The sequence below is a fragment of the Collinsella sp. HCP28S3_E12 genome (assembly GCF_052065595.1).
Taxonomy (GTDB): domain Bacteria; phylum Actinomycetota; class Coriobacteriia; order Coriobacteriales; family Coriobacteriaceae; genus Collinsella.
In genome coordinates this window covers 32,555-56,479 of sequence record NZ_JBQHTS010000015.1, presented here as the reverse complement: position 1 = coordinate 56,479, position 23,925 = coordinate 32,555, and the positions used below count along the sequence as shown (strand labels likewise).

The following is a 23,925-nucleotide window of genomic DNA, read 5'->3' as shown; positions in this document are numbered from 1 at the left end:
GTAAGGGCTACCGCACGGGCCGATACTCAAAGCCCATTGTGGCATCCCGAGCCCGCGAAAAGAAGCTGCGCCGCGGGGGAGGCGACCCAAATGGCTTTCTCATATCGTCTTGGCCAGGATTGAGCTGATGTGGTTTCGCACGGTGCCTTCGCCCATATAGGCGGTGGCGGCAATCTCCTTGTTATCGAGGCCGCGGGCAATGAGCTCGGCGACCTCGAACTCGCGGTCGGTCAGGCTGACGAAGGCCGCGGGCCGGCGGGTCGTGCCCACCTCGACGCCCGCCCCATCAAAGTTGATATCCTCGATCGCCTTACCCTCGAGCACGCGTTTGCCGTCCATGACCTGGGCCAACGCCGGCGGAATGGCAGCGACATCGGTTTTGATCAGGTAGCCGCGGGCACCCAGTTTGAGCGCCGACACAATGTACTCGTCATCCGAGAATGTCGTCAGAAACACCACGCGCGCCGCAGGGTCGCGCTCAAGGATCTCGCGGGCCGCCGAAAGCCCGTCGCGCCCCGGCATCTGAATGTCGAGCAGCGCGATATCGGGTGCGTGTTCGGCATAAAGAGCCACTGCGTCGTTGCCGTCGGCGCCGGTACCCACCACCTCGATCTGCGGCTGGGCGCCCAGGATTATCTTGAGCGAATCGACCACCAAGCGGTCGTCGTCGACAACGATGAGCCTCATCGACCCTCATCTCCTTGCTGTTTGGGAACGGTGGCAAACACACGCCAGCCGCCGGCGCCGGCGCGCGGGCCGGCGGTGAAGGTGCCGCCAAGCGCCTCGACGCGCTCGCGCATGGAGCCGAGCCCCATGCCTCCTGTGACGTTGCGGCCGCTTGCTTGAGCCCCGCCTGCGCCATCGTCGGTAACGATGAGCTGGTAAAACGACGGATGCTCCATGCATCGTACGGTGACAGCATGGGCGCAAGCATGGCGTATGGCGTTGGAAAGCGCCTCGCGCAGGACCGCCGCAAAGCAGTTGGCGACATTTGCGGGCGCATGCTCGGCCAAAACCTCAAGTTCAATCTGCGGCCCGCCATCTGAGCGCGCGCCCTCCACGATGCGCTCGAGCTGTACGGAGAGATTCGCCGCGTTGTCGTTGAGCGCGTGGACGCTCGAGCGCACGAGCTGAAGCGCTTCGTCCACGGTGCGCTTGACGTCAGCGAAGTCGGCGGCGACGCCGGGCTCGTTGGCGTGGACCACGCGTAGGGCCTCGGTTTGCAGCGAGGCGCGCGTGAGCTGGTGCCCCACGTTATCGTGGATCTCGCGTGCGATGCGGGCGCGCTCGGCGAGCGTTGCGAGCTCGACCTCGTAGTCCTGGCGGTCGGCAAGGTCGCGGTTGCGCGCCTCGAGCGCGAGGGCTCGCTCCTGCAGCTCGTCGCGGGTGCGACGCATGCGCTCCTGCTCGCGCTCCAGCTGAGCGGTGCGCAGAGACAGCAAGGTGGCGGCGACTGAAAGGATGGCGGTCAACAGCAGCGCACGGGTGGGAAGCGCGCCGGCGTGGGCATATGCGACGAGTGCGCAGACAAAGATGGCGCCGGCGCCCAGCGCGACCCAAACGTGTTCACGGCGCACGCGTCGCGCGATGTCATAGAGGGCGAGGGGCGCAAACGGCACAAACGACGGCACAAAGACGGCCACCATAATGTAAGCGTAGCTCGCGGCCTCACCGGCGCGGCGGGCACGTTCGCCTTGTGCAATTTCCGTAAGCGAGGCGACTGCGACGCCAAGACAAAACGCCGCGACCAAGCAAGCGTCCACGGCAAGGCCCATTGCGGCCGCAATGCAGCACGCCAGCACGATCGATTTGTCGAATAGCCTGTTCATACGGGTATTGTACGCGATGGTGCGCGCGACGATTGCTCAGGCGCCGCAACCGTGACATTCCTCCCGCCCGCCCCCGCCGCACTCGTGACAAAGCTCACTGGTGCGCGCCGCCCGCACCTGCGATGATGCAATCGTACCGGGCCGCAATCAACGGAAGGGCCACCTCATGACAGACATCGTCCACGTCGAAAACCTCGTCAAGCGCTACGACGATCTTATCGCGCTCGACCACTTTAACCTGAGCATCGCCCCCGGCGAGATCTTTGGCCTGCTGGGCCCCAACGGCTCGGGCAAGACCACGTCCATCAACTGCATTCTGCAGCTGCTCGCCTACGATAAAGGCACCATCGAGTTGTTCGGCGAGCCCATGACGCCCACGCGTTACGACCTCAAGCGCCGCATCGGCGTGGTGCCGCAGCAGGTGGCGGTGTTCGACGAGCTTACCGTCCGCGAGAACATCGACTATTTCTGCAGCCTCTACGTCAACGACCGCAAGCGCCGTCGCGAGCTGGTCGACGAGGCCATCGACTTTGTCGGGCTGGGCGACTTTGCCAAGTTTCGCCCCGGCAAGCTCTCGGGCGGCCTGGCGCGTCGCCTCAACATCGCTTGCGGCATCGCGCACAAGCCCGAGCTCATCTTCTTCGACGAACCCACGGTGGCCGTCGACCCGCAGAGCCGCAATGCCATTCTGGAGGGCATCTGCCGCCTGCGCGACGAAGGCGCCACGGTGGTGTATACCAGCCATTACATGGAGGAAGTCGAACAGATCTGCAGCCGCATCATGATCATGGACGGCGGGCGCGTACTGGCGCAGGGCACCAACGACGAGCTCAAGCGCATGATTCAGATGGGCGAGCGCGTGACCGTCGAGGTCGGCGCCGTCGAGCTCGCCACGGTCGAGCGACTGCGCGCCCTCGAGCACGTGCTTTCGGTTGAGCTTTCCGGCGGCGAGCTCATCTGCACCTGCGAAGCGAGCCCGCACAACCTGGTTGACATCCTCGACACGCTGCGCACTGCCGATGTGGCGCTCGGCCGCGTGTGGAGCGAGCCGCCGACCCTCAACGACGTGTTCCTCGAGATCACCGGCCGCGAGCTGCGCGACTAGGGGGGCGGCCATGTTCAACACCATTATCATTACGGTCAAGACGCTGCTGCGTCGGCCGAGCACGTGGGTTTGGGGCGCGATCTTTCCCGTCGCGCTTTCCACGATGTTCATGTTTATGTTTGCGAATCTGAGCTCCGACGGCACGGTCGACCCGGTGCCGGTGGCCGTCGTGGCGGATGAGGCCTGGGGCGCCTCGACCTTTAAGGACGTGGCGACGTCGCTTGCCAAGGAAGGCGACGACCAACTGCTCGAGATCCACGAGTGCGACGATGCAGTCGATGCGAACCGTGCTCTTAAGGCCGGCGAGGTCGCGGGCATCTATGCGGTCGACGACGCGGGCACGCCCAAACTCACGTTGCTATCGAGTTACGACAGCTCGCGTGCGACGTCGGTGCTCACCGACCGCAGCATCCTGGAGACGGTGGCAAGCTCGTATACGCAAAATGCCGAGCTCATGCGCCAGATTGCCCAGGACAACCCGGCGGCGCTCGCCGACCCGGAGGCGGTTGCGCGCGCCCTGTCGCTCGAAGGCGGCACTCGCCGTGTGAGCCTGACGCGTGCCACGCCCGATGGCACGGTCATCTACTACTACGCGCTCTTTGGCCTGGTCGCGATGATGTCTGCCGAGTTTGCCGCCTTGAGCGTCGTCGACCTGCAGCCCAATCTGTCTGGCCTTGGTGCGCGTCGCTGCGTGGGTGGCCTTTCCAAGACGGCGTCGCTGGCCGGCATCTTTGTGGGCGCGTGGTTGGTTTCCTTTGTCTCGATGACGATCGCGATCGGCTACGTGCGCCTGGTCGTGGGGGTCGACTTTGGCGGGCGCGAGGGGCTCTGCCTGGTGGGCGGCGCCGTGTCCGCGCTTGCCGCCACGGGTCTGGGCCTTTTTGTGGGCACGCTTCCCGTTAAGGGCGGCAAGGCGTCCAAGTCGGGCATCCTCACAGGCTTTGCCACCACGTGTGCCCTGTTCGCCGGGCTTTATGGCGAGCCGGCGATGGCGCTTGCCGACGACGTCGCCCGCGCCTGCCCGGCCGAGAGTTGGCTCAATCCCGTCAAGCTCATCTGCGACATGTTCAACCGCTTGTATTTCTTTGAGGACCTGGGTCCCTTTGCCGTTCGCGCTGGCGCGCTGGCCCTTATGGCGTTGCTGTTCGTTGCCGCCGCCACGCTGATCTTTGGAAGGAGCCGCTATGAGCACCTTTAAGACCGCGCTTCGCATGGCACTGGCGCACCCGTTCTACCTGCTCATCTATACGGTGTTCATCTCGCTCATGGGCGTATTCATCGCGGCATCGGTGAGCTGGAACTCGTCGCAGCTCACCGAGTACGAGCCCTACGACACCAACGTGATCGTGGTCGACCGCGACGACAGCGACCTTTCGCGTGCGCTTACCAAGCACCTGGGCTCGCGCTTTGATCTGGTCACGGGTATCGGCGAGGACACCTACGACCTTGCGGACGCGCTCTCCAAGAGCAACAGCGCCAAGGGCAGCGCCGATTGCGTGTTTTTTATCCCGGAGGGGTTTGAGGGCGACCTCGTTGCAGCCGCCCGTGCGGGGGAGTCCCTGCCCAAGCTCGATGTGACCTACGGTGCCGGCACCATGGCGGCGGCGCTTTCGTCTGCCGAGGCCTCGCGCTGGATCTCGCTCGCGGGCGCTGCGGCCGCACTTGATCCTACTGCCTCCGACGGTGACGTCGCCAAGGCCGCCGAGCATGCCGCCGTCAAGCGCGCGGAGGTCGAGATTGAGCAGGTCAAGGTCGACTCGACAGCCGCCTCCACGCTTGAGTCGTACTTCAACTTTGGCACGTACGCGATTATCTCGTCGGTCATCGTATCGGTGGGGCTGGTGTTCTCGGGCATGAACGAGCCCGAGCGCGTGCGCCGCTCGGAGGCCAGTCCGGTCTCCGAGCGTCAGCGCTCGCTTGCCGTGTTTGCGGCCGCCGCCGTGCTCGCCGTCTGCATCTGGTTTGTGTCGAGCATGATGGGCGTCGTGGGCTTTGCCGGCGCGGTCGCCGAGGTCGGCGTGGGTCGTGTATGCCTGGCACTGGCGGCAACGTTTGCCCTGGCGTGCACGCCGCTGGCCGTTGGCTTTGCGTTGTCGAGCCTGGGCGCGCGCGAGGAGCTGCTCAACGGTGTGGGCAACCTGCTTGGCATGCTCATGACGTTTTTGGGCGGCGCCTGGATGCCGCTGTCGCTGATGGGCCCGGCCGTTCAGACGGTGGCGCACTTTGTGCCGACGTATTGGGTGAACGACGCAATCGGCAAGGCGCTCTCGTCGGACCTGACGTCCACCGTGCTGGGCGACATCGTCTGCGATCTGGGCGTCACGGTGCTCTTTGCCATGGCCATCGCCGCCGTAGGCCTAGCCCTCACTCACGCCAAATCCCACGCCTAGCCACCTAGTCATTGGGTGCTCATTGGGGACAGACTTAAACGACCAAGGGTGGTCATTGGGGACAGACTTAAACGACTAGTCATCGGGGACAGTCTTTGCCGATTCGCCGGCTCGCCGGCAGGGTTGGCAAGGGCTGTCCCCAGCTGCCGGCAGGAAAGGAACGTCCCTAGCCGCCAGGTGGCGAGGCACTCATTTAAGTCCGTCCCCAATGAGTGGTTTCAGTCATTTAAGTCTGTCCCCAATGAGTAGTCACTCATTTAAGTCTGTCCCCAATGACTAGGCGCCGTACTTGACTTTGACCCCGCTTTAACGGGTACCATCCTCTATGTCTGTAACGCCATATAGACCGAGGGGATATATATGACCGCAACTTCACCCACAGCACCCGCTAAGGTGTACTTCACCAACTTGCGTACGCATGCTCGCGAGAGCCAGCTCGACAAGCTCAAGCGCCTCATCCGCCGCGCCGGTATTGAGCAGATCGACTTTGAGAACAAGTTCGTCGCTATCAAGATTCACTTTGGCGAGCTGGGCAACCTGAGCTTTTTGCGCCCCAACTACGCCCGCGCCGTCGCGGATGTCGTGAAGGAGCTGGGAGGCAAGCCTTTCCTCACCGACTGCAACACGCTCTATGTCGGTAGCCGCAAAAACGCGCTCGAGCACATCGATACCGCTTATCAGAACGGCTTTACCCCGTATGCCACGGGCTGCCAGATCATCATCGCCGACGGCCTTAAGGGTACCGACGAGACGCTCGTCCCGGTCGAGGGCGGAGAGTACGTGCGCGAGGCCAAGATCGGCCAGGCGCTCATGGATGCCGATATCGTGATTAGCCTCACCCACTTTAAGGGCCATGAGCAGTCCGGTTTTGGCGGCGCCATGAAGAACCTGGGCATGGGGGGCGGTAGCCGTGCGGGCAAGATGGAGCAGCATGCCGCCGGCAAGCCGAACGTCGCGACCGAGCACTGCATTGGCTGCCGTGCCTGCGAAAAGATCTGCGCGCACAACGCTATCTCGTTCGACGACACCCGCGAGCGCGAGCTTGCCAGCGGCGCTACTCGCACGGTGCACGTGGCTGCCATCGACCACGATCGCTGCGTGGGCTGCGGACGCTGCATCGGCGTGTGCAACCAGGACGCCATCAAGCCCGTCTATGACGCCGCGGCCGACGTGCTCAACTGCAAGATCGCCGAGTACACCAAGGCCGTCGTCGACGGCCGCCCGAGCTTCCACATCTCGCTTGCCATGGATATCAGCCCCAACTGTGATTGCCATCCCGAAAACGATACGCCTATCGTCAACGATATCGGCATGTTCGCGAGCTTCGACCCGGTCGCCATCGACCAGGCCTGTGCCGATGCCGTCATGGCGTCCGAGCCGCTGCCCAACACCGAGCTCACCGATAGCGCGGCCAAGATGGAGCATAACCACGAGCATCTGGAGGGCGAGCAGGCGCGTGACCCCTTCTGCATCACGCATCCCGACACCGACTGGCGCGCGTGCATCGCGCACGCCGAGAAGATCGGCCTGGGCACGAGCAAGTACGAGCTTATCGAGGTCAAATAGCGCCTAGCTATTGGACAATATAAGCGCCTTTGTGGCGTAATTCGAGCAAAAGCCGCCCGCGAGCACAGCGCTCACGGGCGGCTTTCCGGAAGTATGCGGCAAATTTCGAGACCGCCGAGCACACGACATTTTTTGGCAACAAAACCCCTGATAAATTGTTGGTAAAACTGCGGTCTGGTCGGCAGTTCCAGATTTTGCCGCATACTTCCGAAGGCGGGAGCCAAAACGGTCCTCCAGCGCTGTAATCAACCATGATTGTTCGCCGTTGATGCGTCAACAAGAAAAGAATGGGTAAACAAGGGGTCACGTATGGTGCAAATTTCGCACGTACCCAGACGCTTTGATATAGTGTTGAGAACTCTTTACGTTGGAGGATGTAACCGGCATGTCCGATTCGAGCGACAGTTCTAAGCCGCGACCCAAGACCGCGGCCGTTCCACACTACACGGTGGGTGAGGAGATCATGAACTCCGTCACCCATGGTGTCGGTTGCCTGCTGGGCATCGCGGGCCTGGTGCTCCTGATCGTATTTGCCGCTCTTCGCGGCGGAGGCCCGGCTCACATGGCCGCGGCGATTGTCTATGGCGTCAGCATTATCCTCGAATACCTAGCCTCTACGCTCTACCACGCGATTCAGCCCGCACGCGCCAAGCGCGTGTTTCGCATCATCGACCACAGCTGCATCTACCTGCTCATAGCCGGCAGCTATACGCCGTTTTGCCTCATCACGCTCGCAAACGATGGCGGCCCTATGCTGTTCTTTGCCGTATGGGCCATCGCCATTATCGGCATCGCCCTCGAGTGCTTTATGCGCGAGCGTCAACCGCACTGGGTAAGCGGCCTGGTCTACCTGCTGATGGGCTGGCTCGTCGTCTTTAAGCTGCCCGAGCTCGTGTCGCTGCTCAACCCCGTGGCACTTGCCCTGCTCGCTGTCGGCGGCGTGTGCTACACCGTGGGCGTGCCGTTCTACATCGCTAAAAACGTGCGCTACCTGCACAGTGTGTTTCACTTGTGGGTGCTCGCCGGCAGTATCTTCCAGTTCATGGCGGTGATCCTCTTCGTAATCTAGCGATCACGTCTGTGCCTGCGGACCCATCCAAGCGGCCGCCGGACGCAACTGCCCTATCCGTTATCTACGCTTACTACCTAACGTCCCGAATCTTGGAGGTTCGAGAAACTCCCGATGGACATAACCATCTCCCTTATCACCACCCTCGTTTTGACCCTCATCAACGGCTACTTCTCTATGTCCGAGATGGCGCTCACCACGGCAAAGCGCGCCGTGCTGGAGCACGAGGCCGAGGAAGGCGACAAACGCGCCGAGCGCGCCGTTAAGCTGGCTGCCGACTCCGACCAGCTGCTCGCCACCATCCAGGTCGCCATCACGCTCGTGGGCTTTGCCTCGTCCGCCGTCGCCTCGACGAGCTTGTCCGACCCGCTCGCCACGTGGCTCATGAGCTTTGGCATCGCGCCGCTCTCTGCCATCGCGCGCGGACTGGCGCCGGTCATCATCACCGTTGCGGTCGCCTTCGTGTCCATCGTGATTGGCGAGCTTGTGCCCAAGCGCATTGGTCTGGCCAATGCCGAAGGCGTGTCCAAGCAGGTCGTGGGGCCGCTGTCGTTTTTCCAAAAGATCGCCCGTCCGCTCGTGTGGCTGACTGGTGCTTGCTCCGATGGTCTGGCCCGCATCCTGCGCATCAAGAGCGCCGACGATCGCCAAAACGTCTCGGAGGAAGAGATTAAGTACATGGTCTCGGAGCAGGACGACCTGCTCGACGAGGAAAAGCGTATGATCCACGAGATCTTCGACCTGGGCGATACCGTTGCCCGCGAGGTCATGGTGCCGCGCGTGGACACCACCATGTGCGAGGACGACGAGACGGTCGCCGACGTGCTGTCCACTATGCGCCAGACCGGCTTTAGCCGCATCCCCGTCTATCACGAAGATCCCGACAACGTGGCGGGCATCGCGCACATCAAGGACCTGATTCAGCCCTCGCTCGACGGCGAGGGCGACCAGCCCATCGCCGGTTATTTGCGCGACGCCACCTTTGTGCCCGACACCAAGGACATCCTGCCGCTGCTGTCCGAGATGCAGACTTCGCACGACCAGATCGTGGTGGTCGTGGACGAGTACGGCGGCACGGCTGGCATCATTACCATCGAGGACATCGTCGAGGAGATCGTGGGCGAGATCGAGGACGAATTCGACCCCGACAACAAGTACCTCACGCGTCTTTCGCGCCGTGAGTGGCTCGTCGATGGGCGTTTTTCGTGCGATGATGCGATTGAGCTTGGTTGGCCGCTCGAGGAAAGCGATGATTATGAGACCATCGCCGGCTGGATTTTGGAACTTTGCGACTCGGTGCCCGACATCGGAGAGGTGTTTGAGGTTGCAGGGTACAAGTTCAAGGTGCAGTCGATGCGTGGCCAGCGCATCTCGCTTATTCGCGTGATCGCTCCGGCCGAAACCGATAAGAAGGATTCCGAGTCCTCGGCAGATAATCCGGCGACGCCGGGCGCGGGCTCTGCGGGCCCGCACGACGGCGACGAGTAGGGCAAGGAAGAGTAGGGGAGAGTTATGGCAGGCCTGTTCAACATCCTTAAGGTCACCGTCAGCGAGGACAAGATCTGCGCGCATGTGCTGGTGAACCCCGGCATGCCGCTCATGACCTCGGAGGACATCGAGGCCACGGCGCGCGTGTATTACCTGGTGCCCGCGATTGCCAAGCACCTGTGCCTAGGCGATTCCGGTCGTGAATTCCAGGACTGCATGGGCCAGACCGAGCTTTGCCATCTGCTGGAGCACGTGACAGTGGAGCTCATGAACGAGACCGGTCTCGCCGGCAGCATTTCGTGCGGCCGTACCCGCGTAAGCGAGCACGATGAGCGTGTCTTTGAGGTTGAGCTTTCATGCCCCGATGACGCGCTGGCCATCGGCGCGCTGTCTTCGGCGACCTTTATGATGGACTGGGCTTATCTGCACGCCGACCAGCCTGCCCCTGACGTGGAGGGCACGGTCGCGGGCCTGCGCAACCTGGTGCTGGGTATGCGCGCCGAGGCCGAGGGCAAGGATCCGCACGAGGCCATCGCCGCCGCAAACGCCGAGGATGTGGCCGAAGGCGAGGCTCCTGCCGATTCCGAACCCGGCGTCGAGGCAGCTGCTGAGGAAGCTGTCGAGTCCGAGCCCGCGGAGCCCCAGGGTGTCCCGAGCTTTGACGATGAGCTGCAGGAGGCAATCGATACCGAGGGCGCGACCGCCGAGAGCCACGAGGCCCCCGCTGCCGTCTACGGTGGCGCGGCGACGGTTCCGACAGGCCCCGCACAGGAAGGTGCGCTTCCGCTCGTTGATGGCGCCGGCGAGGACCCGGCCGCCACGGTGGCCATGCCTGCCATACCGCAGGAGTAGGCTCACTCGCTTATCACCATCATGTACCTGCGCTTTTACCGTACGCAGATGAGCGCGACGGCAAGTGTTGCGCTGCGGGTATAATGGACAGCATTCAAACGGTGGGCATCGAGGTGCCCGCAGGAGAGGAATGATCATGGGAAAGACTTTCAGCTTTGTTTCCGGTGCGCTCTTTGGCGCTGCCGCCGGCGCTATCATCGGCGTTGCTCTGGCCCCGCGCTCGGGTGCCGAGACCCGTGCCATGGCCGCCGATATCGCCAACGATGCCTGGGACAACATGCGCGACACCTACGAGCACGGTGCCGAGGAGGCTCGTGCCGCGGTCAACGACTTTGGTCCGATGGTCGACGCCAAGACCGATGACCTGCGCGCCAAGGTCGACCTGGCCCGCGAGCGCATGGACCAGCTTCGCGAGCAGCTCAACGACGCCATCTCGGGCGGCAACGTGACGCCCGCTGCCGACGTCGTGGTCGAGAACGTCACTGAGGCCGACACCGAGGCCACGGAGCCCTCGACCGAGGCATAATGCGCGCAGGGGATTTTGTCGGCGTCAAGGTTTATCGTAAGCCTGCCGAAGACAAGCGCACCAAAAAGGACGGCACGCCGCGCAGCCCCAAAAAGCTCGGCAAGATTCACTTTCCGGTCTTTACCCCGGGCGGTACGCGCGTGGTGGGCTTTATGGTTCGCCAGTCCGATATCGCGGGCATGATCGAGCGCCCCGATCGATTTGTGGCGCTCGATGCCATCGGCGTCTATGAGGGTGCTGTCGCGGTCGACGATGTCAAGGGCACCTACGATGCCGCCGCGGCCAAGCGCCTCGATATCAACCTGGACGATTGCATCATCTGGGTTGGCATGGACGTGCGCACGGAATCGGGCGACGTCGTGGGCTACTGCTCGGACGTTGAGTTCAAGCCGCGTTCGGGTATCGTGCAGACGTTCTACGTGACCGCCGGCACTGCCTCGAGTGTGCTGGTGGGCGACACACAGATGCCGCCGACGATGCTGCTCGGCTACGAGAACGGCGCGATGATTGTCTCGGACGAGGTCAAGTCGCTCGGGTATTCGGGTGGCGCGGCCGCCAAGGCTGCCGAGGCCAGTGTCGTGGTGGGCGATAAGGTCAAGAAGGGCGCCAAGGTGCTCGATGACAAGGGATCGGCCGCCGTGGACAAGGGCAGTCGCGCACTGGGCAAGCAGCTCGGCAAGACGCGCGGTATGTTCAAGGCCTTTAAGGACGAATATCAAAAGGCGAGCGGGGGCTCGTCAAAAGCTAGCAAATAGCGACGTACCAAATGATGGGGGGCGAGCCGGAGACATGTTGCTCCGGCTCGCTGTGTTTATGGGGGAGGGCACATGCGCCAAAACGGATCTAACTTAAACGGGCGCTCGGGTGCGCGTCCGACGGCGCGACGCGACCTGGGGCAGCTGCCCAGCGGTCAGCGTCGACGTCGCCGTAAACCCGGCGCGATGTACCTCAACCATAGCCGTGGGTTTAGCGATCGCAGCGCGCGCATCGGCAACGGGCGCTCACCGCGCCGACCGTCCCGCCTGCCCTATGCGCTCATCGCTGTCGGCTGTGCGCTCGTGCTGTTTATCGCTGCCGTCGTGGGCTATGTCAATCGCAGCGTGGACATTGTGCTCAATGGGGAGCAGGCTTCGGTGCGCGTGGGCTCCACGTTGCAGAACCTTATCGATGATCAAGGCCTGACCGACACCTACGATGCCGGCGACTTGTTGGCTGTCGACGATAGCGTGCTTACCCGCCGTGGCGGCGAAAAGCTGTCGGTGAAGGTGGACGGCAAACGGGTGAAGCAGGGCAAGTGGAATAGCCGCGAGCTAACGGGCGGCGAGAAAGTGACGGTCAAAGACGGCCGCGACACGTACGAGAAGCACGAGGTCCAGGTCACGACCATTGAGCCCAAGTTGAAGGTCGAGGGCACGGGCGCTATCGAATACGTTAAAACCTGGGGCGTTCGGGGCCGCTCCGAGGTATGGGTCGGCGAGCAGTCGGGCAAGACGCAGGACCGCGGCGAGGTCGTGCCCGCCACCGACTGTGTAGTCGAGTGCGCGAGCGTAGCGCCCAAGGGCAACGAAAAGTACGTGGCCCTGACATTTGACGAGGGCCCGAGCGGCGCGACCAAGCAGGTCTTGCAGGTGCTCAAGGAAAAGGGCGTCACGGCGACGTTCTTCCTTTCGGGCGATGCTGCGGAAGCCTCGCCCGCTACTGCCAAAGCGATTGTCGATGCCGGATGCGAGATCGGCTCCAACAGCTACAGCGATGATTCGCTCAAGGGCAAGGATCGCGAGGCGGTGCGCAAGCAGATCACGAAGGGCACCGAGGCGATTAAGTCGGCGACCGGCGTCGAGACGATGTTGCTGCGTGCTCCCTACGCCGCGTTTGACGAGCAAAACTGGATCGATGCGATGGACCTGGTGTCTGCCGTGGTCTCGTGGAATATCGATTCGGGCGACTGGCTGCTCAACGGCGCCGACGAACAGGTTTCGACAGTGCTCGAATCGGTGACTCCGGGCAACATTGTTTTGTTCACCGATAGCGACGAGTGCTCCGAACAGACGCTCGAAGCGCTGCCGCAGATCATCGATGGCCTTGTCGCCAAGGGCTACAAGATCGTGACGCTGAGCGATCTGGTTAAGACGGATACGTCGCTGAGCAAAAAACTCACCTCGCTAACGAAGACTTCCATGCCCAAGAACGCCGTGTTTCCCCAGCTCGCCGAAGATAACGACACCACAGACTAGTCACGGGGGACGTTTTTAAACGACTATGTCACGGATGCGTCAGCGTTTGGTATGCCTGCGATGTTTGGAGCATAAATTTGGCGTCACGGCGCGATGCTGATGCTATAGTTACTGCGGATAACAAGGGTCAAGAGAAAGGTTGCAGGTGAAATCCAAACCTCGACCATACAGTCGATGACCCCTTGCAGGTGCTTCTTGCGCATGCACGGGGTGTGAGCGCCGAGCGGTGTGCCGCCCGCGCATGCGTATACATATCTAAAAGTCCACGGATGGCGTGCCGGCATGGCCACGGTCCGAAGGAATAATGATGGGGAGCACCAGTGAATTATCTGAGTGAGATGCTCAAGCTGCCGGTCTTGGACGTCGATGGCGAAAAGCTCGGCGTTGTGAACGATTTTGGCATTGCTACCGGCGAAGTTTTTCCGCACGTGACGTCGCTCGCGTTCCGCGGTCCCGGCAAGACGCCGTTTATGATCAGCTGGCGAAAATGGGTCGACCGTATCGACGAGACGGGCGTATACCTTAAGACGTCGGCTACCGAAATCCGTTTTTCGTACCTGCAGCCGACCGAACTTTTGCTCGCGCGCGACGTGCTCAACAAACAAATCGTCGACACGCAGGGCATGAAGGTTGTGCGCGTAAACGACATCAAGTTTTCCATGTCGGGCGAAAATCAGCTGCGCCTGCTGGGTGCCGAAGTCGGTGCCCGCGGTCTGCTGCGTGCAATCAGCCCCGCTCTTGAACATGTCGTCGAGGGCTTTATGAAGCACCTGGGCAAACCGCTCGGCGAGGACATCATCGCCTGGTCCTACATGGACCTGCTCGATCGCTCGACTAAGAACATCCAGCTGTCGGTGTCGCATAAGACGCTCGGCGAGCTGCATCCTGCCGACATTGCCGACATTATCGAGCAGCTCGATCCTCGCCTGCGCGCGCAGGTGTTCGCGCAGCTCGACACCGCCCAGGCCGCCGAGGCCATCTCGGAGTTCGATGACGACGAGCTCATGACCGAGATGCTCGAGGGCCTGTCCGACACGGATGCGTCGTCGATGCTGGCCATGATGGACCCGGACGACGCCGCCGACCTGATCGACGAGCTCGATTACGAGAAGGCCGAGAAGCTCCTGCGCCTGATGGGCGTTCAGGAGGAGAAGGCGATTCGTAACCTGCTGGGCTATGAGGAAAACACTGCCGGCCGCATTATGACCTCGGAGTTTGTCTCCCTGCCTGCCACGGCGACGGTCGGTGACGCCATCGAGGCGATCCGCAAGCTCGACGAGGATTTCGAAAGCGTCTACTACGTCTATACCGAGGATCCGAGCGGTATGCTGACCGGCGTGCTCTCGCTGCGCACGCTGATCGTGGCCGACCGCGACGCCACGCTGGGCCAGCTGGCCTACCGCGACCTGGTTTATGTGTCGCCCGACGAGGACCAGGAAGACGTAACGGACGAGATGACCAAGTACGACCTGGTCGCCATCCCCGTCTGCGATGAGAACCGCCACATCTTGGGCATTGTGACCTTCGACGACGCCATGGACGTTATCGCCGAGGAGCACCAGGAGGACCTGCAGATCGCAGGCGTCGGCTCGGGCGATAGCGCGTCCGACGACTCGACGAATGTGCTCAGCTGGTTTGTGCATCGCCAGTACTGGGTTGTCGTGTGGGGCATTGCCTCGTGCATCATGGCGGCAGTGCTGGGGACGGCGCTGGGCTCCGCGCATCTGGTGGTGTTCCCCATGTGCGCCATGCCGCTCGTGCTGCTGGCTGCCTCGCGTATGGTGTCGTTCGTCAAGAACTACTTCCTGGAGTACGACGGCCATGACGATGAACCCAAGCCGTATCTGGGATTCTTCTTCCAGAGCACGGGCATGGGCCTGATCCTGTCGCTCGTGACCTACCTGTGCGCTCAGCTGGTGCGCACCACGGCGTTCCCCGACGCGCCCATGCTTGAGGAGCAGCTCTTTACCGGCTGCTTTAACATCGCGGCCACCGTCTGCCTGATTGGCAACATGAGCGCTGTGATTTACCTGATGGTGCTGTTCTGGCGCGACGAGCACGACCTCAATACGTCGGGTACCGCCATGAACGTCATTGCCGTCATGATCTCGTGCGTGGCGTACTGTGCCGCTGCGGTGCTGCACACCATGTCGGTCATGGGTTAGGTGGTCGCGTGCAAAATAGCAAGCAAAAGCAGGGCACCAAGCAAAAGCTGACCATCGCGGCCATCTTTGGTGCCATGGGTCCTGGCCTTCTGGCGGCGCTTTCGGGCAATGACGCCGGCGGCATCGCCACGTATTCCAGCGCCGGTGCCAGCTATGGCTACAAGATGCTCTGGATGCTTCCCGTCATGACCGTGCTGCTCATCGTGACGCAGGAGACCGCGGCACGTTGCGGCTGCGTGACGGGCAAGGGCCTGGCCTCGCTCATTCGCGAGCGCTTTGGCGTGCGCAAGAGCGTGCTGGCCATGGCGGCGCTGCTGATTGCCAACACAGCCGTGACCATTTCGGAGTTTGCGGGTATCGCGAGCGGCCTTGCCCTCTTTGGCGTGCCGGCGAGCATCTCGGTGCCGCTTGTGGCGCTGATGGTTTGGATGCTTACCATGTCGGGTAGCTTCCAGCGCATCGAGAAGATTCTGTTGCTGGTGAGCTGCGTGTTTGTGACCTACATTGTCGCTGCAATTATGGCTGGTCCCAGTTGGGGCGAGGTGGCGGTCGATCTGGTTGTACCCAACATTCAAAATGACCCCAGCTACGTGTCGCTTGTGGTCGCGACGATCGGTACCACCATCGCGCCCTGGATGATTTTCCTGGCACAGAACAACGTGGTCGATAAGAATGCGGGCGAGGACGATATCGTGTTGCAGCGCATCGATACCGTGAGCGGCTCGATTGCCGCCGATGTCATTGCCGGTTTTATTATCATCACGACCGGTACGGTATTGTTCCCCGCGGGCATTCAGATTAGCGATGCTGCAGACGCTGCCCGCGCGCTGGAGCCCATTGCGGGCCAGTGGTCCACGGTGCTGTTTGCCTCGGGCCTGGTCGCGGCGAGCTTCTTGGCCGCCTGTGTGCTGCCGGGCGTTACGTCCAGCGCTATCTGCGAGGCGTTTGGCTGGGAACGCGGTGCCGATCGCAGCTGGGACGAGGCCCCGGTCTATCGCGGCATCATTACGGCAATCATTGGCATTTCTGCCGTGCTGGTGCTCATGCCCGGCGTCGACCTGTTCCAGATTATGATGACCTCGCAGGTCATCAACGGCGTGTTGCTGCCCGTGGTTCTGGTGTTCCAGGTGGTTATTGCCGCCGATCGACACATTATGGGCGCCAACCGCAACGGCCGTGTGTGGAATGTGCTCACTTGGGCGACTATCGGCGTTATTACGGTGCTGACGGTCGTCATGTTTGTTCTGCAAGCGATGGGTTACAGCGCGTAGCGCCTCTCTTGGACTCTAAACAGGCCGCCGCCATGGGCTGCGGCCTGTTTTTGTCTGCTATAGGGTGCTAGTTATATACCGATGTGCAGCTATAAAGCCGCCTCTGGGGTGAATTAACAGCCCAGAGGCGGCTTTGTAAGTCGCGGAAGTGGTCCCAAGTGCCGGATTGTAAGCAGATTTGGCGGTGCGTTACTTGTCGGTGCCTAGCTTGTGCGGTTTGTAGGCGAGGGCGTTGACGAGTGCCTCGGCAGCGGATTTGACAGCCGCCGGCTGCGGATCGTTAACGTGGTCCTCGGGGTGCACGGGTAGGTCCTTCTTGGCGGCATCGTGGATGAGCTTAAGGTACTCGGTCACACCGGCGGTCGAAAGATGCGTGCCATCGCCATCGAACAGGTCGTTGCGATTTGTGCTGTATCCGTACCAGTCGATAACACGCACGTTTTTATAGCGCTTGGCGGCGTTGGCAATGGCTTGGTTCGTGGACCCGACCCACGGCTGCGGGCTGCGCGTGTTTACAAACACGACAATACGCTGATCACCGGCGTCGGCCATGATCGCGTCGACCTGGGCGTCCGTTACCAAACCGTTGGTGCCCAGGGCAAAGACCACGATCTTGCCGGCAAGGTTCTGCTGGATATAGCCCTCAAATGTCGCGCGGCCCGCATCAAACTGGCGGCCCTTTTCGGCATCGATGTGGCTGTGCGGGAACACGCCGTCAAAGGCATCGACGGCGCGCAGGGACACGGAGTCGCCAATCATTAGCAGGTCGTAGGCTCCGTCGGGGAAGCCGTCGTCGTCTTTGTCGGAGTCGTCGGCCGCCTGTTGATCTTGAGGCTTTGCATTTTTGGCCTCCTTGTTTAGGATTTCGGCGCCCTCGCCGCTCAGCGCGGATGTGTCGGGCACAAAGACCAGGCCGCCCAGCGCCACAACAAGCACGACGGCGCAAACGGCGCAGGTGGGGACATGTGCGCGCATCCAGCCGGCGGGCGTGGTGGTGCCGTCGCGGAGCTCGGAAACGGTGCGCCCAAAAGCGCCCTTCCTAAACGGCGTTTCGATAAAGCGATAGGAGCACTCGGCCACGGCGACCACCAACAACACCTGCAAAATGTAGTGCCACCAGGGCGTATCGTTGATGTTGGCGACCGGGTTCATAAGCAGCAGCAGCGGATAATGCCACAGGTAGATGCTGTAGGAGCGCTTGCCGATCCATACGAGCGGCTCGGCGGCCAAGGCCCGTGCGACCATGCCCTGGGGCTGCACGCATGCCGCGATAACCATCAGTGTGAGGATGGAGCACAGCAGCGTGCCTCCGCGATACTGAAACGCGGTATAGCCGTTGGTGAGCGCGACCATGGCGGCGAGTCCGACCAGGCCAACGACGCCCATCAAATCGATGGATGCGGGGGAGGACCAAAAGCGTGCGAGCTCACTTGGCTTTGTCGTGGCGGCCTCGGCGGTGTCGCTCTTTGACTTGTCGTGCTTGGCGGCGCCGGCCAGTCGGTCGAGCCCCAGATGGCGGACAAGGCGCGCAGGCGCCAGGTCGCGGTCGGGGATAAAGGCCATCCAGGCGCCCAGCAGCAACGAGAACACGCGGGTGTCGGTGCCGTAGTACACGCGGCTGGGGTCGGTGGCGGGGTTGTAGAGCACCATCATGGCGACGGCGGAGACGGCGGCGAGGCCCAGGACCACGCGGCGCGTGTTGGGCTTGCTCACATGCATGGATACCATGGCGAGCAGCAGCGGCGGCCAAATAAGATAGAACTGTTCCTCGATGGCAAGCGACCAAAAGTGCGTGAGCGGCGAGGGGTCGCCCAGGGCGTTAAAGTACGAAACGTCCTGCATGATCTGCCACCAGTTATTAAAGAACAGCAGCGACGGCAGGATGTCGGGGCGCATCTTGGTGAGCATCACATGGTTAAAGACAGTGCACAGTGCGCAGGTCACCACCACGACGGTTACCACGGCGGGGAACAGGCGACGGATGCGGCGGATCCAGAAGCTCTTGAGATCGATACGACCGGTCTTTGCGATTTCGTTGAGGAGCAGGCGCGTGATCAAGTATCCCGAGAGCACAAAGAAGATCGTGACGCCGAGCAGGCCGCCCTGAGCCCACGTGAGGTTGAGGTGATAGAGCACCACCGCGACAACGGCGAGCGTGCGAAGGCCGTCGAGGGCGGGGATGTAGCGAGATTTGGGACGCGTAGGCGCCTGTTCTTTTGCGGCGCTGTCGGTGCGGGCGCCCTTGTTGGCGGGCGAGCGACGGGAGCCTGCAGCGCGGCGCGGCTCGGTGGTTTGGCGGTTAGTGCGCGAACGTTCGTGCGGCGCTTGTTGATCGCTCGCATGGCGTGAGCTGCGCGAGCTCGATCGCGGGAATTGTTCCATAAAACATCATCCAATGACGAGAATAATCAGCACGCTTTCATTGTAGCCGCCTACTCCTGTGAATGCTTGCTGCTGGCGTAAGCTCAAGCGCGCGTCCACATCAAAGTGAACTAAAGTTATAGAGGTGCGAGAGCGCACGATTGACGGCCGACAGCGGGTGCAGAGCCCGCGGACGAGGAGGTTTCCATGGCAGATTGCGGCATCGTTGCGGTGTTCGGCAGCATGAACATGGACCTTTCGGTGGCGTGCGAGCGCATGCCGCGTGCGGGCGAGACCGTCGGCGGCAGCGGGTTTATCACCAACGCCGGCGGCAAAGGCGCCAACCAGGCCGTAGCAGCTGCGCGCATGGGCGCGTGCACGCACATGATCGGCGCGGTCGGCCGCGACGCGTTTGGCTCGTCGCTTGTGGCGGGGCTCCAAGATGCTGGCGTGGACTGTGACTTTGTGGCGCGCCGCGACGACGTGGAGACGGGAACGGCGACCATCATTCGCTGTGAGGGCGATAACCGCATCGTGCTATCGCCGGGCGCCAACCATGCACTTGCGGGCGAGGACGTTGCCCGCGCGCTGAGGCGTCTGGTGACCGATGAGCTCGATGGCAACGCCAGCGAGATTGCCCCGGCTGCCGGAAGCGTCTTTATCGCCCAGGGCGAATGTGACCTTGCAGCGACGGCCGAGGCGCTTGCTTGCGCTCACGAGCTGGGGTTTTATACGGTCTTTAATCCAGCGCCAGCCTGCGAGTTGCCTGCGGAGGTCTGGCCTGCAGTCGACCTGGTCTGTCCCAACGAGACTGAGTGCCAGGTACTGACGGGCATCTTGCCTGCAGACGATGCGAGCTGCGTCGCGGCGCTCAATGCCCTGCTCGCCAAAGGTGCCGGAGCTGCGGTCATCACGCTGGGCGGCGCCGGCTCGGTTACGCTCGGCGACGACGGCGAGTTGCTGCGCATGCCGGCGCTTTCGAGCGCGGTGGTCGATACGACGGCCGCGGGCGATACGTTTATCGGTGCGCTTGCCGCGGCTCGTCTGGAGGGCCTGCCGCTCTTTGAGTGCATGGCCGCGGGTGCTCGCGCCTCGGCGGTGACGGTGTCGCGCCTGGGCGCGCAGCAGTCGATTCCCACGCGCACCGAAGTTGAGCGCGTGTTTGATTTAGACGGTTTAGTACAAGACGGAGAAGCGGAGTAGAACAATGGCAACCAAGAAGCTGATCCTTGATCTGGATATGGGTGTGGACGATGCGATGGCGCTTGCCTATGCCATCGCGAGCCCCGAGGTTGAGCTCGTGGGCATTACCACGTGTTTTGGCAACGTGCGCGTCGACCAGTCGGCGCGCAACTGCCTGGCGGTGCTCGACTTGTTGGGCCGTCCCGAGGTGCCGGTGTACCTGGGTGCCGACCGTCCTCTGCAGGCGACTGAGCCCTATACGCCGCCGGCGTCCACCGTACTCATCCACGGCAAGAACGGCATCGGCGGCGCGAGCGTGCCCGCGTCGCCCTATGAGCCGGTGGGGGCGACGTCGGTCGATGGCAACGCTGCAGTCGATTATCTAATCGATGCCGCGCGCACTTATGGTCCCGATCTGGTCTACGTAGCGACCGGCCCGCTCTCCAATCTGGCGCTTGCCCTGGAGCGCGATGCGACGGCGGTGATGTCTATCGGCCGCGTGGTGGTGATGGGCGGCGCCCTGACCGTGCCCGGCAACGTGAGCGCGGGCGCCGAGGCCAACATGGCAAGCGATCCCGAGGCGGCCGATGCCGTGCTGCGCTCGGGCCGCAAGCTCACCATGGTGGGTCTGGACGTGACGCATCGCGTGGTGCTCACGCGTCGCGACATTGCCGGATGGACGGGCTCGGGCACCATGGCGGGCTGTGCGTTTGCGAGCATGGTCGAGCACTACATTGGCTCGTACGAGATGAACGCACCCTACCTGGGTGGTTGTGCGCTGCACGATCCGCTGGCCGTCGCCGTGGCGATCGACCCCACGCTCGTGGGTGCGCTCGGCTGCAATCTGCGTGTTGATCTGCTGGGCGAGTATCGCGGCCGCACCATTTGCGACGAGCATCGCCTGTCCGATCCGGACAAGAGCGCGCTTGTGGCGCTGACCGTGGATGCCCCGCGCTTCCTGTCCGAGTTCAAGACGCGCATGGCCCGTGTTCTTGGCTAGATGATTTCCGTGCCCCGCCCCATGTAGTCAATTTGGGACGGGGCTTTTTTAGCTACCGAGTAAATGTGCCCGTTGGGGGAATAGTCGTGCCACTTCGCTTGACAACAGGCTAAACTAGCTCATAAACATTTACTACTCTGTTTAGATTGAATTTGCGGTCGTTTAGTTGTCGAGTCATCAAGTTGTGATGCTCCGCCACGGCCGTTGCTAGGGGGAACAATGGCCAAAGCAAGTGTTCGCGAGATCAGCCGCATCACCGGTTTTTCGCCTGCGACCGTGTCCAACGCGCTCAACCGCAAGCGCAGCGTGAGTGAAGAGACCGCCAAGGTCATCCTGGAGTGCGCGCAATCGCTTGGCTATCAGCAGTCGACGCAGCTCGAGAGCATTCAGTTTGTGCTCGCGCGCAAGACGGGCGCCATTCTGGACGAGAGCACCTTCCATCCCGCGGTCATCGAGGGCGTGGAGCGCCAGGCGCGTCGTCACGGCATGAGCACGAGCTTTGTCTCGCTCGACTTTAGCGACTTGGACGCCGTGCGTCCGCAGGTCGAGGGCCTGATCGCCGATCCGTCCGCCGCTATCGTGCTGATGGGTACCGAGCTGGGCGAGGAAGACTACGCCCTGTTTGCCAACGCTGCCGCCCACCTGATCGTGCTCGATGGCTGGAGCGATCGTCAGTACTTCGATGCCGTGGTCATTGCCAACACCGACTCGGTGCTGCGCGCCGTGGATCACCTCATCGAGAAAGGTCACAGGCAGATCGGCTATCTGGCAGGCGACCTTCGCATCCGCAACTTTAAGGATCGCGAGCGCGGCTATCGCCAAGCGCTTGAGGACGCAGACCTTGAGGCCAACCCGACATGGCGCGTTACGCTGGGCACCACGCTCGAGGGCGCCTATCGCGACATGGGCGCATGGCTCGACAGCGTCTCGCGCGACGACCTGCCGACGGCTTTCTTTGCCGAAAACGACGTGCTCGCCGTGGGTGCCATGCGCGCGCTCAACGAGCACGGTATTCGCGTGCCCGAGGATGTCTCGATCATCGGCTTTGACGACCTATCTCTGGGCGCCTTCTCCAACCCGCCGCTCACCACGGTGCACGTTCCCAAGCACGAGGTGGGCGAGATCGCGGTGCGCCGCCTGGTGGGCAACATCCGCAATCCCAAGAGCTATACCTGCAAGACAGCCGTATCGACCTATTTTGTCGAGCGTCAGAGCGTGCGTGAGATCTAGACAAAGGCAACGCCGGGCCGCAGGGCGGCAAAGCTCGCTAAGGCAGAAAAATAACGTCATCCAAAAGGGGTCCTTCGGGGCCCTCTTTTTGTTGCCCTTGTATGTTCAGTTTGTTTACATACCGTTTAGGCTGATTTCTCTACCGCCCACGGGTATTTCGCGTTAAACTTCTAAACACTGGAGTAAAAATTTAGTAAACAGAACAAAACGAAACATGCGTCTGTTTACTGAACATGTGATTAGGGGAGGACGTACATGGACAAGATCAAGCTCGGTTTTGTGCCCACGCGCCGCAGTATCTTTAGCGCGCCGGACGCAATCAAGTATCGCGGCCTGACGGCTGATCGCCTGCGCGAGATCGGCGTCGACATCGTGGATATCGACGACATCAATGACGAGGGCCTGCTGTTCGACGACAGCCACATTGAGCCTATCGTCAAGAAGTTCCGCGCCGAGGGCGTCGATGGCATTATGCTGTGCCACGCCAACTTTGGCACCGAGTACGTTTGCGCTCGCCTTGCCCGCGAGCTCGGCCTACCCGTGCTGCTGTGGGGCCCGCGCGACGAGCGCCCCGAGCCCGACGGCACCCGCCTGCGCGATAGCCAGTGCGGCCTGTTCGCCACCGGCAAAGTATTGCGCCGCTTCCAGGTTCCCTTCACCTACATGACCAACTGCCGCCTGACCGATCCCGAGTTCGAGCGCGGTGTTTGGGACTTCTTGGCCGTGTGCAACGTGGTCAAGACCTTCAAGCACACCCGCATCCTGCAGATGGCCACCCGTCCGTTCGACTTCTGGTCGACCATGTGCAACGAGGGCGAGCTGCTCGAGAAGTTCAACATCCAGCTTTCGCCCATTCCCATGACCGAGCTTGTCCAGGCCGTGCGCGACGCCCAGGCCGACGAGCAGGCCATGGCTGCCATGCTTGCCCACATCAACGACAGCTTTGAGATCTGCATCCCCGAGGATAAGGTTCCCGCGGTCGCCGGTCTTGCCATCGCCATGAAGCGCCTGGTCGAGAAGTACGGTTGCAACGCCGGCGCCATTCAGTGCTGGAACGCCCTCCAGGACGAGCTGGGCATTATGCCCTGCGCCGCCAACGCCATCCTCAACGAGATGGGCATTCCTATCGTATGCGAGACCGATATCCACGGCGCCATCACCGCGCTGATGGTCGAGGCCGCCGACCTGGGCCGTCACCGCGGCATGTTCGCCGACTGGACCGTGCGCCATCCCGATAACGAGAACGGCGAGCTGCTGCAGCACTGCGGCCCCTGGCCCTGCAGCTGCGCGGCCGTCAAGCCCAAGCTCACCTATCCGCTGGCTTTCGATCACCCCGGCGCGCTGACGGCCGAGGCCAAGCACGGCGACCTCACCCTTGCCCGCTTTGACGGCGACAACGGCGAGTACTCGCTGCTGCTGGGTAACGCCCGCGGCATCGACGGCCCGGCCGGCATGGGCACCTATCTGTGGGTCGAGGTCGACAACCTCAAGCGCCTCGAGGCCAAGATCGTCGAGGGTCCCTACATCCACCACTGCGTCGCTATTCACGCCAACGTGGTGCCGGTGCTCTACGAGGCGTGCAAGTATATCGGCATCCAACCCGACCTGTACGACCCCATCGAAGAAGACGTTAAAGCCTACCTGCGAGGAGAGTAGA

At 62.3% G+C, this 23,925-nt stretch carries 19 protein-coding genes; 16 read left to right on the top strand and 3 right to left on the bottom strand.

Annotated features, from left to right (window positions below):
- Positions 1 to 99 precede the first annotated feature (99 nt).
- The gene (locus ACTNBY_RS07025; RefSeq protein WP_441063937.1) at positions 100 to 687 is read right to left on the bottom strand and encodes a response regulator; all 588 of its coding nucleotides are present in this window, start codon (positions 685 to 687) and stop codon (positions 100 to 102) included.
- Complete coding sequence (locus tag ACTNBY_RS07020; protein WP_441063936.1) at positions 684 to 1,829, bottom strand: sensor histidine kinase; 1,146 nt, start codon at positions 1,827 to 1,829, stop codon at positions 684 to 686. The genes ACTNBY_RS07025 and ACTNBY_RS07020 overlap by 4 nt, the downstream gene beginning before the upstream one ends.
- 166 nt (positions 1,830 to 1,995) lie before the next feature.
- On the opposite strand from ACTNBY_RS07020, the gene ACTNBY_RS07015 reads away from it, so the two are divergent.
- The 12 genes from ACTNBY_RS07015 to ACTNBY_RS06960 all read left to right on the top strand — a co-directional run bounded on the left by ACTNBY_RS07015 (position 1,996) and on the right by ACTNBY_RS06960 (position 16,495).
- A complete protein-coding gene (locus tag ACTNBY_RS07015; protein ID WP_441063934.1) occupies positions 1,996 to 2,934 on the top strand; it encodes an ATP-binding cassette domain-containing protein in 939 nt (312 codons plus the stop codon).
- 10 nt (positions 2,935 to 2,944) lie between these two features.
- Positions 2,945 to 4,132: an ABC transporter permease gene (locus ACTNBY_RS07010; RefSeq protein ID WP_441063933.1), complete on the top strand. Its 1,188-nt coding sequence runs from the start codon at positions 2,945 to 2,947 to the stop codon at positions 4,130 to 4,132.
- Positions 4,119 to 5,324: an ABC transporter permease gene (locus ACTNBY_RS07005; RefSeq protein ID WP_441063932.1), complete on the top strand. Its 1,206-nt coding sequence runs from the start codon at positions 4,119 to 4,121 to the stop codon at positions 5,322 to 5,324. Before ACTNBY_RS07010 ends, ACTNBY_RS07005 begins: the two co-directional genes overlap by 14 nt.
- Positions 5,325 to 5,684: 360 nt before the next feature.
- Positions 5,685 to 6,890 (top strand): DUF362 domain-containing protein, encoded by a 1,206-nt coding sequence (locus ACTNBY_RS07000; RefSeq protein ID WP_441063931.1) that lies wholly within the window; start codon positions 5,685 to 5,687, stop codon positions 6,888 to 6,890.
- A gap of 385 nt (positions 6,891 to 7,275) precedes the next feature.
- A complete protein-coding gene (gene trhA, locus ACTNBY_RS06995; RefSeq protein ID WP_427747617.1) occupies positions 7,276 to 7,959 on the top strand; it encodes a PAQR family membrane homeostasis protein TrhA in 684 nt (227 codons plus the stop codon).
- A gap of 114 nt (positions 7,960 to 8,073) precedes the next feature.
- Positions 8,074 to 9,447 (top strand): hemolysin family protein, encoded by a 1,374-nt coding sequence (locus tag ACTNBY_RS06990; RefSeq protein ID WP_441063929.1) that lies wholly within the window; start codon positions 8,074 to 8,076, stop codon positions 9,445 to 9,447.
- A 24-nt stretch (positions 9,448 to 9,471) separates the two neighbouring features.
- Positions 9,472 to 10,299, top strand: coding sequence for a cyanophycin synthetase family protein (locus ACTNBY_RS06985; RefSeq protein WP_441063928.1), 828 nt, complete (start codon positions 9,472 to 9,474; stop codon positions 10,297 to 10,299).
- 136 nt (positions 10,300 to 10,435) lie between these two features.
- Positions 10,436 to 10,825: a YtxH domain-containing protein gene (locus tag ACTNBY_RS06980; protein WP_154516595.1), complete on the top strand. Its 390-nt coding sequence runs from the start codon at positions 10,436 to 10,438 to the stop codon at positions 10,823 to 10,825.
- Positions 10,825 to 11,580 (top strand): PRC-barrel domain containing protein, encoded by a 756-nt coding sequence (locus ACTNBY_RS06975; protein ID WP_441048966.1) that lies wholly within the window; start codon positions 10,825 to 10,827, stop codon positions 11,578 to 11,580. Before ACTNBY_RS06980 ends, ACTNBY_RS06975 begins: the two co-directional genes overlap by 1 nt.
- Positions 11,581 to 11,652: 72 nt before the next feature.
- On the top strand, positions 11,653 to 13,059 hold the full coding sequence (locus tag ACTNBY_RS06970; protein WP_441041526.1) for a polysaccharide deacetylase family protein: 1,407 nt from the start codon (positions 11,653 to 11,655) through the stop codon (positions 13,057 to 13,059).
- 320 nt (positions 13,060 to 13,379) lie between these two features.
- Positions 13,380 to 15,224: a magnesium transporter gene (locus ACTNBY_RS06965; RefSeq protein WP_441063927.1), complete on the top strand. Its 1,845-nt coding sequence runs from the start codon at positions 13,380 to 13,382 to the stop codon at positions 15,222 to 15,224.
- A 74-nt stretch (positions 15,225 to 15,298) separates the two neighbouring features.
- A complete protein-coding gene (locus tag ACTNBY_RS06960; RefSeq protein ID WP_427747655.1) occupies positions 15,299 to 16,495 on the top strand; it encodes an Nramp family divalent metal transporter in 1,197 nt (398 codons plus the stop codon).
- Positions 16,496 to 16,684: 189 nt separating this feature from the next.
- Here the strand turns inward: ACTNBY_RS06960 and ACTNBY_RS06955 are convergent, their stop codons facing one another.
- Positions 16,685 to 18,877 carry an acyltransferase family protein gene (locus ACTNBY_RS06955; RefSeq protein WP_441063926.1) on the bottom strand — a complete coding sequence of 731 codons (2,193 nt, stop codon included), beginning with the start codon at positions 18,875 to 18,877 and terminating at the stop codon, positions 16,685 to 16,687.
- A 186-nt stretch (positions 18,878 to 19,063) separates the two neighbouring features.
- Between ACTNBY_RS06955 and ACTNBY_RS06950 the strand changes: the two genes are divergently transcribed.
- The 4 genes from ACTNBY_RS06950 to ACTNBY_RS06935 all read left to right on the top strand — a co-directional run bounded on the left by ACTNBY_RS06950 (position 19,064) and on the right by ACTNBY_RS06935 (position 23,924).
- Positions 19,064 to 20,059, top strand: a complete 996-nt coding sequence (locus ACTNBY_RS06950) for a ribokinase (protein ID WP_441063925.1) — start codon at positions 19,064 to 19,066, stop codon at positions 20,057 to 20,059.
- Between the two features lie 4 nt (positions 20,060 to 20,063).
- Entirely contained in the window at positions 20,064 to 21,038 is a 975-nt protein-coding gene (locus ACTNBY_RS06945; RefSeq protein ID WP_441015326.1) for a nucleoside hydrolase, read from the top strand.
- Between the two features lie 219 nt (positions 21,039 to 21,257).
- The gene (locus tag ACTNBY_RS06940; protein WP_427793677.1) at positions 21,258 to 22,268 is read left to right on the top strand and encodes a LacI family DNA-binding transcriptional regulator; all 1,011 of its coding nucleotides are present in this window, start codon (positions 21,258 to 21,260) and stop codon (positions 22,266 to 22,268) included.
- 255 nt (positions 22,269 to 22,523) lie between these two features.
- The gene (locus ACTNBY_RS06935) at positions 22,524 to 23,924 is read left to right on the top strand and encodes an L-fucose/L-arabinose isomerase family protein (protein ID WP_441063924.1); all 1,401 of its coding nucleotides are present in this window, start codon (positions 22,524 to 22,526) and stop codon (positions 23,922 to 23,924) included.
- Position 23,925: the final 1 nt, after the last annotated feature.